The sequence below is a fragment of the Lysobacter terrestris genome, assembly GCF_014489475.1.
GTDB lineage: Bacteria > Pseudomonadota > Gammaproteobacteria > Xanthomonadales > Xanthomonadaceae > Agrilutibacter > Agrilutibacter terrestris.
Genome location: NZ_CP060820.1, coordinates 1,049,897 through 1,064,888 on the forward strand (window position 1 = coordinate 1,049,897; position 14,992 = coordinate 1,064,888).

Annotated in this window: 13 protein-coding genes; 4 read left to right on the forward strand and 9 right to left on the reverse strand. The window is 70.2% G+C overall.

Annotation, left to right across the window (positions count from 1 at the left end; genetic code table 11):
- Positions 1 to 36: 36 nt before the first annotated feature.
- Both H8B22_RS04885 and H8B22_RS04890 read right to left on the reverse strand, forming a co-directional pair.
- On the reverse strand, positions 37 to 3,240 hold the full coding sequence (locus H8B22_RS04885) for an efflux RND transporter permease subunit (protein ID WP_187712983.1): 3,204 nt from the start codon (positions 3,238 to 3,240) through the stop codon (positions 37 to 39).
- A 186-nt stretch (positions 3,241 to 3,426) separates the two neighbouring features.
- Positions 3,427 to 4,539 (reverse strand): efflux RND transporter periplasmic adaptor subunit, encoded by a 1,113-nt coding sequence (locus tag H8B22_RS04890; RefSeq protein WP_187713534.1) that lies wholly within the window; start codon positions 4,537 to 4,539, stop codon positions 3,427 to 3,429.
- Positions 4,540 to 4,664: 125 nt separating this feature from the next.
- Between H8B22_RS04890 and H8B22_RS04895 the strand changes: the two genes are divergently transcribed.
- The 3 genes from H8B22_RS04895 (at position 4,665) to H8B22_RS04905 (ending at position 7,542) form a co-directional block, all read left to right on the forward strand.
- Entirely contained in the window at positions 4,665 to 5,330 is a 666-nt protein-coding gene (locus H8B22_RS04895; protein ID WP_187712984.1) for a TetR/AcrR family transcriptional regulator, read from the forward strand.
- Positions 5,331 to 5,479: 149 nt separating this feature from the next.
- Positions 5,480 to 6,151, forward strand: a complete 672-nt coding sequence (locus H8B22_RS04900) for a protein-L-isoaspartate O-methyltransferase family protein (RefSeq protein ID WP_187712985.1) — start codon at positions 5,480 to 5,482, stop codon at positions 6,149 to 6,151.
- 41 nt (positions 6,152 to 6,192) lie between these two features.
- Positions 6,193 to 7,542: a TolC family outer membrane protein gene (locus tag H8B22_RS04905; RefSeq protein ID WP_187712986.1), complete on the forward strand. Its 1,350-nt coding sequence runs from the start codon at positions 6,193 to 6,195 to the stop codon at positions 7,540 to 7,542.
- A 53-nt stretch (positions 7,543 to 7,595) separates the two neighbouring features.
- Here the strand turns inward: H8B22_RS04905 and waaA are convergent, their stop codons facing one another.
- Positions 7,596 to 8,900: a lipid IV(A) 3-deoxy-D-manno-octulosonic acid transferase gene (gene waaA / locus H8B22_RS04910; protein WP_187712987.1), complete on the reverse strand. Its 1,305-nt coding sequence runs from the start codon at positions 8,898 to 8,900 to the stop codon at positions 7,596 to 7,598.
- 124 nt (positions 8,901 to 9,024) lie between these two features.
- On the opposite strand from waaA, the gene lpxL reads away from it, so the two are divergent.
- Entirely contained in the window at positions 9,025 to 9,978 is a 954-nt protein-coding gene (lpxL, locus tag H8B22_RS04915; protein ID WP_187712988.1) for an LpxL/LpxP family Kdo(2)-lipid IV(A) lauroyl/palmitoleoyl acyltransferase, read from the forward strand.
- Between the two features lie 90 nt (positions 9,979 to 10,068).
- Here the strand turns inward: lpxL and H8B22_RS04920 are convergent, their stop codons facing one another.
- The 6 genes from H8B22_RS04920 to H8B22_RS04945 form a co-directional block, all read right to left on the reverse strand.
- The gene (locus H8B22_RS04920; protein ID WP_187712989.1) at positions 10,069 to 11,409 is read right to left on the reverse strand and encodes an O-antigen ligase family protein; all 1,341 of its coding nucleotides are present in this window, start codon (positions 11,407 to 11,409) and stop codon (positions 10,069 to 10,071) included.
- On the reverse strand, positions 11,390 to 12,499 hold the full coding sequence (locus tag H8B22_RS04925; RefSeq protein WP_187712990.1) for a glycosyltransferase family 4 protein: 1,110 nt from the start codon (positions 12,497 to 12,499) through the stop codon (positions 11,390 to 11,392). Before H8B22_RS04925 ends, H8B22_RS04920 begins: the two co-directional genes overlap by 20 nt.
- A 105-nt stretch (positions 12,500 to 12,604) precedes the next feature.
- Entirely contained in the window at positions 12,605 to 12,814 is a 210-nt protein-coding gene (locus tag H8B22_RS04930; RefSeq protein WP_187712991.1) for a zinc-finger domain-containing protein, read from the reverse strand.
- A 180-nt stretch (positions 12,815 to 12,994) separates the two neighbouring features.
- Positions 12,995 to 13,693, reverse strand: a complete 699-nt coding sequence (locus tag H8B22_RS04935; RefSeq protein ID WP_187712992.1) for a pirin family protein — start codon at positions 13,691 to 13,693, stop codon at positions 12,995 to 12,997.
- 10 nt (positions 13,694 to 13,703) lie between these two features.
- Positions 13,704 to 14,315, reverse strand: coding sequence for a YceI family protein (locus H8B22_RS04940; RefSeq protein ID WP_225876285.1), 612 nt, complete (start codon positions 14,313 to 14,315; stop codon positions 13,704 to 13,706).
- A 64-nt stretch (positions 14,316 to 14,379) separates the two neighbouring features.
- Positions 14,380 to 14,970, reverse strand: coding sequence for a malonic semialdehyde reductase (locus H8B22_RS04945; RefSeq protein ID WP_187712994.1), 591 nt, complete (start codon positions 14,968 to 14,970; stop codon positions 14,380 to 14,382).
- Positions 14,971 to 14,992 lie beyond the last annotated feature (22 nt).

Genomic DNA, 14,992 nt, shown 5'->3' on the forward strand with positions numbered 1-14,992 from the left:
GGGAGAGAGCCTCCGGATGACCCGCCGCAAAGACTGTCAGCCGTGGTCTGCCGCCGGGGCCAGCTGCGGCGCGTGTTCGACCACTGCCGGTTCATCGCGGCGCACCCGGAACCACGCCGCGTACAGCGCCGGCAGGAACAGCAGGGTCAGCACCGTCGCCACGATCAGACCGCCCATGATCGCCACCGCCATCGGCCCGAAGAACGCGCTGCGGGTCAGCGGGATCATCGCCAGCACTGCCGCGAGCGCAGTCAGCACGATCGGGCGGAAGCGACGCACGGTCGCCTCGACAATCGCGTTCCAGCGATCCATGCCGGCGGCGATGTCGTGCTCGATCTGGTCGACCAGGATCACCGAGTTGCGCATGATCATGCCGGCCAGCGCGATCGTGCCGAGCAGGGCCACGAAGCCGAACGGCACGCGGAACACCAGCAGGAACAGGGTCACGCCGATCAGCCCCAACGGTGCGGTCAGCAACACCAGCGCGGTGCGCGAGAAGCTGCGCAACTGCAGCATCAGCAGCGTCACCACCACCAGCAGGAACAGCGGCATGCCGGCCTTGATCGAGTTCTGCCCACGCGCGGAATCCTCGACGGTGCCGCCGGTCTTCAGCAGGTAGCCTTCCGGCAGTTGCGCCTGGATGTCCTGCAGCGTCGGCAGGATCTGGTCGACCACGGTCGGCGCGGTGAGCTTGTTGCGGATGTCGGCGCGCACGGTCACGGTCGGCAGGCGGTCGCGATGCCAGATCACGCCGTCCTCGAACACGTACTCGAGCTTGGCGATCTGCGCCAGCGGCACCGGGCCGTTCGCGGTCGGCACGGCCAGGCTGCCGAGCAGGTCCAGGCGCGTACGCTCCTCATCCGGGCCGCGCATCAGCATCTCGATCAGCTCGTTGCCTTCGCGGTAGGTGCTCACGCGCAGGCCGGAGAGCGAACCGGACAGGAAGCGCGCGACTTCCGCCGAACTCACGCCCAGCGCGCGGGCACGGTCCTGGTCGATCACCAGCTTCACCACCTTGCTGGGCTCGTCCCAGTCGAGGTTGACGTTGCTGACGTTCGGGTTCTTGCGCACTTCGGCTTCGACCTGCTTGGCGATCGCGCGCACGCGGTCGATGTGCTCGCCGGAGACGCGGAACTGCACGGGGTAGCCGACCGGCGGGCCGTTCTCCAGGCGCGTGACGCGCAGCTGCAGCTCGGGGAACTGCGGGGCGACGTCGTCGATCAGCCACTCGCGCAGTTCCTCGCGCGCGTGGATGTCCCTGGCGCGCACCACGAACTGGGAGAAGTTGGCCTGCGGCAGCTGCTGGTCCAGCGGCAGGTAGAAGCGCGGCGATCCGGTACCGACGTAGGCGACGTAGTTGTCGATGTCGCTGCGCGTGGCCAGCAGCTTCTCCAGCTTCTTCGCCTGCGCTTCGGTCGAACGCAGCGACACGCCTTCGGCCAGTTCCACGTCGACCATCAGCTCGACGCGGGTCGAATCGGGGAAGAACTGCTGCGGCACGAAGCGGAACAACAGGAACGATGCGACCAGCGCGGCGGCGGTGAGGCCGATCACCAGCCAGCGGTGGTGCAGGCTGGCCTCGAGCAGGTTGCGGAAGCGGACGTAGAACGTCGATGCGTACGGATCGTGCGCGTGGTCGTGCGGCGCCGGCGGCGCGAGCACGCCGGCGAAGGCGGGCCAGCGGTCGGCGGCACGCGCGCGCAACGCGTTCCAGCGCGCGCCCGGCGAGCCGGGCTTCGGCGCCTGCGGCAAGTGCAAATCCGGCAGCATCTTGTCGCCGAGATACGGAATGAACAGCACCGCGGCGACCCACGACACCAGCAGCGCGATCGTCACCACCTGGAACAGCGAGCGGGTGTATTCGCCGGTGCTCGAGGCGGCGGTGGCGATCGGCAGGAAGCCGGCCGCGGTGACCAGCGTGCCGGTGAGCATCGGGAACGCGGTGGTCTCGTAGGCGAAGCTCGCCGCCTTCAGGCGCGAGAAGCCCTGCTCCATCTTGATCGCCATCATCTCCACCGCAATGATCGCGTCGTCGACGAGCAGGCCCAGGGCCAACACCAGCGCGCCCAGCGAAATCTTGTGCAGGCCGATGCCGAAGTAGTGCATCACCGCGAAGGTCATCGCCAGCACCAGCGGAATGCTGACCGCGACCACCATGCCGGTGCGGAAGCCGAGCGAGAAGAAGCTCACCAGCAGCACGATGGCCACGGCTTCGGCGAGCACGCGCACGAACTCGCCGACGGATTCGTGCACCGCGGCGGGCTGGTCGGAGACCTTGCGCAGCTCCATGCCCGCGGGCAACGAGGCCTGCAGGCGCTTGAATTCGCCTTCCAGGGTCTTGCCGAGCTTGAGGATGTCGCCGCCGTCCTTCATTGCCACGGCGATGCCGATCGCGTCCTCGCCCATGAAGCGCATGCGCGGCGCGGCGGGATCGCTGAAGCCGCGCGTCACCGTCGCCACGTCGGCGAGGCGGATGGTGCGGCCGCCGGCGCGGATCGGGAAGTTGCGGATTTCCTCCACCGACCTGAAACCGCCGGTCACGCGCAGTTGCACGCGTTCGGTCGGCGTTTCGAAGAAGCCGGCGGGGACGATCGCGTTCTGCTGTTCCAGCGCGCTCTTCACCGCATCGAGCGGGATCCCCAGCGTGGCCAGCTTGGTGTTGCTGACCTCGATCCAGATCTTCTCGTCCTGCAGGCCGACCAGTTCGATCTTGCCCACGTCGGGCACGCGCTGCAGCTCCAGTTCGACGCGCTCGGCGTAGTCCTTGAGCACCGCGTAGTCGAAGCCCTTGCCGGTCAGCGCGTAGATGTTGCCGAAGGTGTCGCCGAACTCGTCGTTGAAGAACGGCCCGACCACGCCTTCGGGCAGGGTCGGGCGGATGTCGCCGACCTTCTTGCGCACCTGGTACCAGACGTCGGGGATTTCCTTCGACTTGAGCGAGTCGCGCGCGATGAAGATCACCTGCGATTCGCCCGGGCGCGAGTACGAGCGGATGAACTCGTACTTGCCGGTCTGCATGAGCTGCTTCTCGATGCGCTCGGTGACCTCGCGCGCCACCTCGTCGGCGGTGGCGCCCGGCCACAGCGTGCGCACCACCATCGCCTTGAAGGTGAACGGCGGATCTTCCGACTGCCCGAGGTTGCGGTACGACCAGGCGCCGACCAGCGCCAGCAGCAGCATCGCGTAGACGACGAGGGTGCGGTTGTTGAGGGCCCACTCGGACAGGTTGAAACGGCGCATGTTGGCGTTCCGTGGTTTATGGGGTTCCTTCTCTCCGCTTCGCGGAGAGAAGGTGGCGCGCAGCGCCGGATAAGGGGCTGCTTTTGTTTTATGCGCACCTGCGGCGCGCGCCCCTCACCCCTTGCCCTCTCCCCGCAATGCGGGGAGAGGGGGCGTCGGTGCCGGGCAGTACTCGCTTCGACTCGATCAGCGCGCGGCCAACGCCGCGGGCTTGGTTGCATTCATGGCGATGGGGCGGTTCTCGCGGTCGACCGGCGCCACGGCCTGGCCTTCGCGCAGCAGGTGGCCGCCGGCGGTGACGATCCACGCATCCGCCCGCACGCCCGCGAGCACCGGCGCGTTGCTCTCGCCGAACGTACCCAACTGCACCGGCACCAGCTGCAGCTTGCTGGTCGCCGGATCGACGACCCACACCGCGGTGGCGTTGCCGGCGCCGCGCTGGATCGCCGACAGCGGCACCGTCATCGCGGCACGCGTGCCGCCGTCCTGCACGTAGACGCGCGCGCTCTGGCCCAGGTCCACCGCCTTCCCGGCGTCACCGGTGAGGCTGACGCGCGCCGCATAGGTGCGCGCCTGCGGATCGGCGGCGGGAGCGATCTCGCGGATCGTGCCCGGCAGGCGCTGGTCCGGCGCGCTCCACAGCTCCACCGCGACGGCCTGGCCGACGCTGAAATCGCGGATGCGGGCCTCGGGCAAGGCGATCGCGACTTCGCGGCCGCCGTCGGCGGCGATGGTGAAGACGGTCTGGCCGGCGCCGACCACCTGGCCGGCTTCGGCGGCGCGGCTGGCGATCATGCCGTCGTGAGGCGCGCGCAGCTGGGTGTACCCGGCCTGGTTGCGGGCGACGTCGAGGTTGGCGCGGGCGGCGTTGACCTGGCCCTGCGCGGCGGTCGCTGCGGCGTTCTGTGCATCCAGGGTCGAACGGCTGACCAGCTGCTGCTGGCCGAGCTTGGCGAAGCGGGCCTGGTCGGCGCGGGCGCGGACCAGTTCGGCTTCGGCGGCGGTCAGTTGCGCCTGCGCGGCGCGCGCCTGCGCGGCGAGATCGCCGGCATCGAGCACGGCGAGCAGGTCGCCCTTGCGCACGTGCGCGCCGACATCGACCTCACGGCGCACCAGCTTGCCGCCGACGCGGAACGACAGCGGGCTTTCCTCGCGGGCGCGGATCTCGCCCGCATACGCGGTCAGCGCCGCCTCCGCGCCGCCACCGGGATGCGCGACCAGCACCGGGCGTGCGGCTTCCTCCGGTTTGGCATCGCTGCTGCAACCGGCCAGCGCGAGCGATGCAAACAGCAGCGCCATGGACACGGCGCCGGCGGTGCTGAGCGGGGGAAATTTGCGGATCATGGCGCCGTCTCGATCGGGAGGATTAGTGAACTTCCCGGTACTGTATATTTATCGAACTGGCTAGTCTAGTATCTATCCCCATGAGTTCCGCCTCCTCCCGCACCCCCGCCCCCAAGCCCGCCAGCCCCGGTCGCCCCAAGGACTTGGGCAAGCGCGCCGCGATCCTCGACGCCGCCAAGCGCATGTTTACGGCGCACGGTTTCGAACGGGTCAGCATGGATCAGATCGCCGCCGACGCCGGCGTGTCCAAGCTCACCGTCTACAGCCACTTTGGCGACAAGGAGACGCTGTTTTCCGCGGCGATCTCGGCCAAGTGCGAGGAGCAGCTGGCGCAGGGGCTGTTCGCGGTCGCCCCGGAATCCTCGCTGCGCGAGCAGCTGCTCGGCATCGGCCGCGCCTTCCTGGCGCTGATCAACAGCGAGGAATCGCTGGCCATCCACCGCGTGGTGACCACCCAGCCGCCGCCGGCGAAGCTGGGCCAGCTGTTCTGGGACGCCGGCCCGCGCCGGGTGCAGGAGGCGTTCGAGGCGTTCCTGCGCGACGAGATCGCCGCCGGCGCGCTGGACATCCCCGAGGTGCACCGCGCCGCCTCGCAGTTCTTCTGCATGCTCAAGGGCGAGATGCACATGCTGCTGCTGTGCGGCTGCTCCGACCGCATCGATGCGGCCGAGACCGAAGCGCACGTGCAGGCCACGGTCGACATGTTCCTGCGCGCCTACCAGGCCGCGCCGGCCCGCAAGCGCTAGTCCGGCGGTACATCAGTCTTGGTTACTTCTGGCACTAAGGCGGAAAACGCCCCGACGGCGATCCTTTCCGCCACGCGGGCAGGTCCGCGGCGGCCGGCAAGTCCAGTCGTTAGAATTGGCGCCCCCGCCCACCCGTACAGAATCCCCCGATGAGCACGATCGATTTCGCCAAGGCCCGTGAATTGATGGTCGAACAGCAGGTTCGCCCCTGGGACGTGCTCGATCCGCGCGTGCTCGACGTGCTGGCCACGTTGCCGCGCGAGGACTTCGTGCCCGCCGCACAGCGCGCCCTGGCCTACGCCGACCTGCCCCTGCCGCTGGCCCATGGCGAATCGATGCTGAAGCCGGTGGTCGAAGGCCGCGTCCTGCAGGCGCTGGCGCTGCAACCCGGCGACGACGTGCTGGAAATCGGCACCGGCAGCGGCTTCCTCGCCGCCTGCCTCGGCCGCCTGGCGCGCGAAGTGGTCAGCCTGGAACGCCACGCCGACCTCGCCGACGCCGCGCGCGCCAACCTCGCCGCGCACCGCGCCGGCAATGTCAACGTGATCACCGCCGATGCGTTCTCGTGGGACGCGTCCTCGTTGGGGAGCGGCCGTCGCTTCGCCGCGATCTGCGTCACCGGCGCCGTGGCGGCGATCCCGCCGCGTTTCATCGAATGGCTGCAGCCGGGCGGACGCATGTTCGTCGTGCGCGGCCGCGCGCCGGCGATGGAAGCGGTGTTGCTGCGCAACCAATCGGGCGCGCCGCGCATCGAATCCCTGTTCGAAACCGACCTCCCCTACCTTGCCGGCGCTGCGCCGGCGCCCACGTTCGAGTTGTAACGCGCGCGTTTCCAAACGTGCCGTCTAAAAAAGGACCTTGCATGAGCCGTCACCCGCTTGTTCTCGCCCTAGCCTTCGCCCTGCTGCCCGTTGCGGCCCACGCCGAAGACCTGCTGCAGACCTACGAACTGGCGCGCTCAGGCGACCCACAGTTCTCCGCCGCCGAATCCAGCCGCCTGGTCACCCGCGAAGGCTCGGTGCAGGCGCGCGCGGCGATGCTGCCGACGGTGAGCGGTGACGCCACGTTGAACCGCGGTCTCGCCGACGGCACCGACGACGGCACCAACTCGCGCGGCGTCGGCCTGACCGCGCGCCAGATGGTCTACGACCACGGCAACTTCACCCGCCTGCGCAGCGCCAACGCGCTCAGCCAGGCCGCGGACTACCAGCTTGACTCGGCCAGCGACACGCTGATCACGCGCACCTCCGCCACCTACTTCAACGTGCTGGTGCAGCTGGAAACGCTGGCCGCCGCCGAAGCCGCGGAAACCGCGCTGAAGAAGCAGTTCGACTTCGCCTCCAAGCGCCTCGAGGTCGGCCTGGCGCCGATCACCGACGTGCACGAAGCGCGCGCCACGTACGACAGCGCGCGCGCCAACACCATCCTCGCCCGTAACGCGGTCGAGGACGCCTACCAGGCGCTGCGCGAACTCACCGGCCAGCCGGTCGCCAACCTGCGCGGCCTGCCGGAAGACTTCCAGCCGTCGCTGCCGGAGACCGGCGGCGCCGACGAATGGGTCGCCACCGCCGTGGCCAACAACCCGGCGCTGAAGGCCAGCGAGTTGCAGCTCAAGTCCGCCGAAGCCGACGTCGGCACCGCGCGCGCGGGCCACTACCCGACCCTGTACCTGAGCGGCAGCTACGGCGACACCACCACCTGGGGCCGCGAGAACGGCAGCAGCTTCGACTTCAGCGACGGCCGCGGCTCGATCGGCCTGACCCTCTCGGTGCCGATCTTCTCCGGCGGCGCCACGCAGTCGGGCGTGCGCCAGGCGCTCGCGCGCCGCGACATCGCCAACGACGACCTCGAGCAGAGCAAGCGCGCGCTCGACCGCAACACCCGCAACGCCTACCAGACCGTGGTCGCCGGCATCAGCGAAGTCGAGGCGCGCCGCCTCGCGCTGGTCTCCGCCCGCGCCGCGTACGATGCCTCGCAGGTCGGCCTGGAAGTCGGTACCCGCACCGTGCTGGACGTGCTGACCAACCAGCGCAACCTGTTCACCGCGTCGCAGGCCTTCGCGCAGGCGAAGTACAACTTCCTGCAGAACCGCCTGCTGCTGGAACAGGCCGCCGGCACGCTCGACATCGACGACGTGCAGGAGATCAACCGCCTGCTCACGGTCGACACCGAAGCCAGCCTGCAGACGCCGCCGGCGCAGCCGGCCCAGTAAGTCCGCACTGCGCGGGATGATGACGAAGGCGGCCCATGGCCGCCTTCGTCGTTTCAGCGCCCGCGCAGGACCGGTTCGAGCAGCGCCATCGTGCGCGCCAGCGCGCCGCGCCCGGTTTCCACCAGCGCGCGCCCGGCGGCGGCCATGCGCTCGCGCGCGGGGCGATCGCCGAGCAGCACCGCCACGTCGGTACCGACCGCTTCGGCATCCGCGCCGATCCGCAACGCGCCGGCCTGCGCGAGCTTGTGCGCGATCTCGGTGAAGTTGTGCAGGTGCGGCCCGGTGACGATCGCGGTGCCGGTGGCGGCCGGTTCGAGCAGGTTGTGGCCGCCGATGGCCTGCAGGCTGCCGCCGACGAAGGCGACGTCGGCGCAGGCGTAGAAGTTCACCAGCTCGCCCAGCGTATCGACCACGAACACCGCGTCCTCGGCCTGCGGCCAGCGCGCGCGCGAACGCGTCGACACCGGCCAGCCGGTGCTGCGCGCCGCGTCGGCCACCGCACGGAAGCGTTCGGGATGGCGCGGCGCCCACAGCAGCAGCAGGTCCGGGAACGCGCCGCGCAGGCGGCGATGGATGGCGATGACGTCGGCTTCTTCCTGCTCGTGCGTACTCGCCGCGATCCACACCGGGCGTCCGGCCACGCGCGCGCGGAACTCGTCGGCGAACGCGGCGACCGTGTCGGGCACGCTGACGTCGTACTTGAGGTTGCCGGTTTCCAGCGTCTGCTCCTCGCGCGCACCCAGGCGCACGAAGCGCCTGGCATCGGCGTGCGACTGCGCCGCGACCGCGCGCACCGTGCGCAGCGCGCGCCCGACCAGCGGCGCCAGCACGCGGTAGCCGCGCAGCGAACGCGCCGACAGGCGCGCGTTGAGGATGTAGCTGGGCACGTCGCGGTCACGGCAGCCGAACAGCAGGTTCGGCCACAACTCGGTTTCCATGATCAGCGCCGCGATCGGCCGGTGGTGGGCGAGGAAGCGGCCGACCGCGCCGGGCAGGTCGTAGGGCAGGTAGACGTGTTCGACCTGGTCCTTCCACAACGCGCGCACGCGCTCGGAGCCGGTCGGCGTGATCGTGGTCACCAGCAGGCGCAGATCCGGGCGCCCGCGGAGCAGCGCCTGCACCAGCGGGATCGCGGCGTTCACCTCGCCCACGGACACCGCGTGCACCCACAGCGTCTGCGCGTGCGCTGGTTCGTTGTAGATCGCGTAGCGCTCGGCCCAGCGCTGCAGGTAGGCCGGCTGGCGGAAGCCGCGCCAGATCAGGTGGTAGACGGTGATCGGCGCGAGCAGGTACAGGACCGCCGAATACAGGACGCGCAGCAGGCGCTCGATGAGGTCTGGCTTCGTCACTGGCGGCATCGGTGAAGGATAGCGAAGTTGCCGCTGCGATCGGCCGGTCGCGGCGGCACGCGCCCTGGTTGGCGTTCCCTGGATCGCGTCATGCGGGATCGCGGCCTTGGAGTCGCGCCCTTAGAATCGCCGCATGTCCGACGATGCCAAGCCGCTGCGCACGGCCAGCCCCACCGATCCCGGCCCCGCACCCTTGGGCCTGCGGCACTGGCCGATGTGGGCGGGCTACTTCGCGATGTGGCTCGCGGCAAGGCTGCCGTGGCCGTTGCAGCGTGGGCTCGGCCGCATCGTCGGCGAGCTGGCGCGCCTGCTCATTCCCGACCGCCGCCGCGCCGCGCGCATCAACATCGCGCTGTGCTTCCCGGAACTGGACGCCGCCGCGCGCGAACGCCTGCTGCGCGAGCATTTCCGCGACGTCGGCATCGGCCTGTTCGAATTCGCGCGCGCGTGGTGGGGCTCGGCCGCCCCCATGCGCCGCACCGTACGCATCGAAGGCCTCGAACACGTGCAGGCATTGCAGGCGCAGAAACGCGGCGTGCTGTTCGTGTCCGGTCACTTCATGACCCTGGAGCTGTGCGGCCGGCTGATGTGCGACCACATCCCGCTCGCCGGCATGTACCGGCGCCTGCGCAGTCCGGTGATGGAGTGGGCGGTGAAGCGCGGCCGCCTGCGCTACGCCTGCGCGATGTACAGCAACGACGAGATCCGCCCGGCGATGCGCCACCTCAAGCAGGGCGGCTTCCTCTGGTACGCGCCGGACCAGGACATGCGCGGCAAGGACACGGTGTTCGCGCCGTTCTTCGGCGTGCCCGCGGCGACGATCACCGCCACGCACCAGTTCGCGCGCCTGAGCGGCTGCGCGGTGGTGCCGTTCTTCCATCGCCGCGTCGGCGCCGACTACGTGCTGCGCGTGGCGCCGCCACTCGCCGAGTTCCCGTCCAGCGACGCCACGCTGGACAGCACGCGCGTGAACGCCAGCATCGAGGCGATGGTGCGCGAGGCGCCGAGCCAGTACCTGTGGATCCATCGCCGCTTCAAGCGGCGTCCCGCGGGCATGGTGTCGCCGTACAAGGCCGCGCGCGACTGAGCAACCCGCGCGCAGGGCTCGATGCCGCGTGCGTCCGGCAGGAAGCCGGCAAGCGGTCGTGGCCGGAATGCATCGACGCGTACCGCAACGTCAGGGACGCGCATCCCGCGACAGCAGGCTGCCGGCGTACAGCGCCGCCAGCAGCAGGGTCAATCCGCCCCAGAAGGTCGAATAGAACGCCAGGTGCGTGTTGAACGGAAACACGGTCACGGCAAGCGCGAGCATCGCCGGACGCGCGTCGTCCCGCGCCGATTCGTCGGCGAAGCGCCAGGCACGCCAGGCGAGCGCCACGCCGGACAGCCACAACAGCAGGCCGATGAAGCCGGTTTCGCTGAGGATTTCCAGCACGATCTGGTGCGCATGCAGCGCGGGCCCGCTGCCCCATGCAGGCGCCTGCGCAGGCTCCGGGTCGCACGCGGGGAACGCTTCGCGGAAGCCGCGTGCCCCCACGCCGTTGAGCGGATGCTCGCGCACCATGCATACGGCGGCACTCCAGATCCGGCCTCGGCCCGACAGCGCGTTGTCGACGCCGCTCTCGTCGGCGTTCAGCGCATGCAGCGTGCGATCGATGCGTTCGCGCACCTGCGGCACGGTCGCGGTCATCACCGCCATCGCCACCGCGCCGAAGGCGAACACGCCCAGCAGCCGCTTCCAGCCCAGCAGGCGCCAGCCCGACACGACCAGCACCAGCGCATAGGTGATCCAGGACGCGCGCGAACCCGCCAGCAGCATCACCACGCCGACGGCTGCGGCGGCGACCAGCCAGCCGAGCGTGTGGAAGCGCCGCCCCGCGGCATACAGCGCGAACGGCGACAGGCTCGCCAGCACCTGTCCCAGCTTGAGGTTGCACGGACCGAGCACGCCGCTGAGGCGGTCGGCCGCTTCGGCTTCAGCCGCCGTGCACATCGGATGGTGGCTGATGACCTGCTTGAGCGTGTCGATGCCGAAGAACAACGGACTGGTGCCCGTCGCTGCCTGCAGCAGCGCGTCCAGCGTCCAGATGCCGACGATCACCGCGAGCCCGGTGAAGGTGATGCGCCGGCCTCGCGGGTTGGCGACCGCGGACGCGGCCAGCCACAGGAACGGCAGGTAGCGCAGGTCCTCGCCGGTCTGCGCGAAGGCATGCGCGCGATCGATCGCGTCGAAGGCTGACAGCAGCTCCGGCACCCAGTACGCGCAGAACAGCACGCTGGTCAGCGCCCAGGCGTGGTTGCTCAGCAGTTGCGCGCCACCGCGGAAACGCGACAGCAGCAGGTGCACGATCGCGGCCAGCGCGCCCAGCACCAGCACCGCCTCGGCATAGCCCGGCGCGGGCCACAGCGCGACGTAGGTGAGGATCCACGCCGGCGCCCAGCGCCAGCCGGCCGGCTGCGCACCGGGCGGTTGCGAGCCCGCAACGGCAGCGTGGGACTCAACCACTGAGTTCGGCATAGACGGCAAGCGTGGACTCCTGCATCGCGCGCAACGTGTGCGGAATGGTAGCCGGAGGCGCCGGCGGTTGCGCCAGCAGGCCGCGCGCGGCGCGCGCGAGCGCGTCGACATCGAACGGCGCCACGCCACCGCCGGGCTGCAGCTGCGCGAGCAGTTCGCCCACGCCGCCGTGCGCCCAGCCCAATACCGGCCGGCCGACCGACAGCGCTTCGATCACGGTGCGACCGAAGGATTCGGGCTTGCGCGAGAGCTGCAGCACCAGGTCGCTGGCGGCGTACGCGCGCGCGATCTGGTCGGTCGGCGGGGTGAACGCGATCGCATCGGCGATGCCGAGCGTGGCGGCTTCGGCTTCGAGTTCGGCGATGTAGGCCTCGCGCCCGGCCTCGCGCGCGCCGGGCAGCCACAGCATCGCGGTGCTGCCCTGCCCGCGCAGGTCGGCGAGCAGGCGCAGCGCGTCGGCGTGGCCCTTCAACCGCGTGCCGCGCCCGGGCAGCAGCAGCAGCGGGCCGTCGGCGGCGAGGGCCGGATGCTGGGCCGCAGCCCACGCACGCGCGGCGTGGTCCGGGTGCGGGGTGCGCGGAAACACCGCGGTGTCGATGCCGCGCGGGATCACCCGCAGCCGCGCCGCGTCGGTCGCCGGATAGTGCTTCAACACGTATGCGCGCACGGTGTCGGACACGCAGATCACCCGTTCGCCGCGCGTCATCACCGCGCTGTAGCGCGAGGGCGAATTCAGGCCGTGCACGGTGGTCACCAGCCGCGGCGCGTGCGCCGGGATGCCGCGCAACGCGAACACCGCCAGCCACGCCGGCAGGCGCGAGCGCGCGTGCACCAGGTCGACGCGTTCGCGCACGAACAGCGCGCGCAGCGTGCGCACGTGGCGCAGGGTCAGCAGCGACTTGCGGCCGATGTCGAGCGCGACGTGCTCGGCGCCCAGCGCCTGCAGCTTCGGCACCAGCCGGCCGCCGGCGGAGACGACGATCGCGCGATGCCCGTGCTGCACCAGCGCCTGCGCGATCTCCAGGGTGGAACGTTCCACGCCGCCCGATTCCAGCGCGGGCAGCAGCTGCACGACGGTCAGGCGATGCATGCGGGGAATGAAGCGGAATCAGCGAACGGGGAACGCGGAAGCCACGGCGACAGCGGCGCTTGCGGTGGCTTCCGTCGCCCGTTCCCGCGCTTCAATGCCGTTCCCTCAGGATTCCGGCCGGTCTTCCAGGACGAACTGCGCACCGCAGTACGGGCACTGGCACTCGCGCTCGGCCTCGATCGGCAGGTACACGCGCGGATGCGAATTCCACAGCGCCATCGACGGCAGCGGGCAGCTCAGCGGCAGGTCGGCACGGGTGACGACGTAACGCTGCTCGGCGTTGGCCTGGGTGGGATGGAGGGGGGCTGCGGTCATGGCGGGGCGACTTCGTGTAGCTGGGCCCGCATTGTAGAGCCTGCCCCGCACTTGATGCGGGGGCGCCACGATGATCTTCAAGCCGCTGCAACGACGCACGCGCCGCAGCGCACGGGATTGGTGGGCGACCGGGCTTGCGCCAGCGACGCCACATGGCCGTGTGGCGGGCTGGAGTCCGCCCTACGGCAGATCGAACAGCAGCACCTCGGCGGCCTGGCTGGCATGCAGCTGCAGGTCGGCTTCCTCGACCAGGCCGAGGGCATCGCCCGCGACCAGCGTGCGGCCGGCGACGTCGACCGCGCCGCGGGTCACCTGCAGCCAGTAGCGGCGCTGCGGTTCCAGGGTGCGGCCGAGGCGCGCGCCCGCGGCCAGCCGGGTCACGTACAGCCGCGCGTCCTGGCGGATGGCGATGCTGCCGTCCGCGCCATCCGGTGCGGCCAACAGCAGCCAGCGCCCGTCGGCGTCAGCGCCGACCGCCGCACGCTGGGCGTAGGCCGGTTGCGCGTTGAGGCGGTCGGGCTGGATCCAGATCTGCAGGAAGTGCACCGGCGCGGCACCGCTGGCGTTGAACTCGCTGTGCTGCACGCCGTGCCCGGCGCTCATCCACTGCAGTTCGCCCGGACGGATCACGCCGCCCCCGCCGCTGCTGTCCTTGTGCGCGAGCGCACCGTCCAGCACGTAGCTGAGGATTTCCATGTTGGCGTGGCCGTGCGTCGGGAAGCCCGCGCCCGGATCGACGCGGTCTTCGTTGATGACGCGCAGCGGTCCGAAGCCCATCCAGGCCGGGTCGTAGTACTGGCCGAAGGAGAACGTGTGGTGGCTGTCGAGCCAGCCGGCCTGCACGCGTCCACGGGCACTGGAGGGGCGTTCGATGATCATGCGCGTGCGCTTACTTCTTCGCCGGCTTCTTGGCGGGTGCGGCGGCTTCGGCCTTCGGCACCATCGCTTCGGTGGTGATGCGGATGGTGATCTCGTCGCTGACGTTGGGCACGTACTTGTTCACGCCGAACTCGCTGCGCTTGATCGTGGTGCTAGCGTCGAAGCCGACCGCGGCGCGCTTGCCGAGCGGATGTTCGCCGGCCTTGTTCAGGGTGACGTCGAGCACCACCGGCTTGGTCACGCCGTGCACCGTGAGGTCGCCGGACACGCGCAGCTTGTTGTCGCCGGCGGCTTCGGCCTTGGTGCTGGTGAAGGTGATGGTCGGGTACGTCGCGGCGTCGAAGAAGTCGGCGCTGCGCAGGTGCTCGTCGAGGTCCGGCACGCCGCTGTCGATGCCCGACAGCGGGATGGTGACCTTCACCGACGACTTGGCCACGTCCGCGGCGTCGTAGACGATCACGCCATCGACCTGGCCGAAGCGCGCGGTCGGATTGGCGAAGCCGAAGTGGTTCCAGCCGGCGATCACGTCGGTGTGGTTGGGATCGATCTTGTACGAGACCGGGGCGGCGAAGGCCGTGCCTGCGAACAGCAGCGCGGCGGCGAGGGTCAGCGGCTTGAACATGGTGCGGGGCTCCATCGGGTGTGGGGTTAAGAGGCGCGCAGGGCGCCGGGGGATTCGCGGGTGGTTACTCGATGCGCGCGGCTTCGTCGAAGGCCAGGCGCGGCGAACGCGGGAACAGCTTGGCGGGATCGCCGTAGCCGAGATTGACCAGGAAGTTCGACTTCCAGTTCGTGCCGGCGAAGAACGCGGCGTCGACCTTGGCGTTGTCGAAGCCCGACATCGGACCGCAGTCCAGTCCCAGCGCGCGCGCGGCCATCAGCAGGTACGCACCCTGCAGGCTGCCGTTGCGCAGGCAGATGGTCTCGATCACGGACGCGGGCTTGGTGTCGAACCAGCTCTTGGCATCGGTGTGCGGGAACAGGTACGGCATCTTCTCGAAGAAGGCCGTGTCGTAGGCGACGATGACGGTGACCGGCGCCGCCATGGTCTTCTTGTAGTTGCCCTCGTCCAGCGCGGGGCCGAGCTTGGCCTTGGCTGCGGCCGACTTCACGAACACGAAACGCGCCGGGCAGGAGTTGGCCGTGGTCGGCCCCCACTTGAGCAGGTCGTAGAGGCGGTGCAGCAGCGCGTCGTCGACTTCACCGCCGAGCTCGTTGTGGGTGCGCGCGGTGAGGAACAGCTGGTCCAGCGCGTCGGCCGGCAAGGCGGAATGCATCGATCGTTCTCCATGAGCGAGG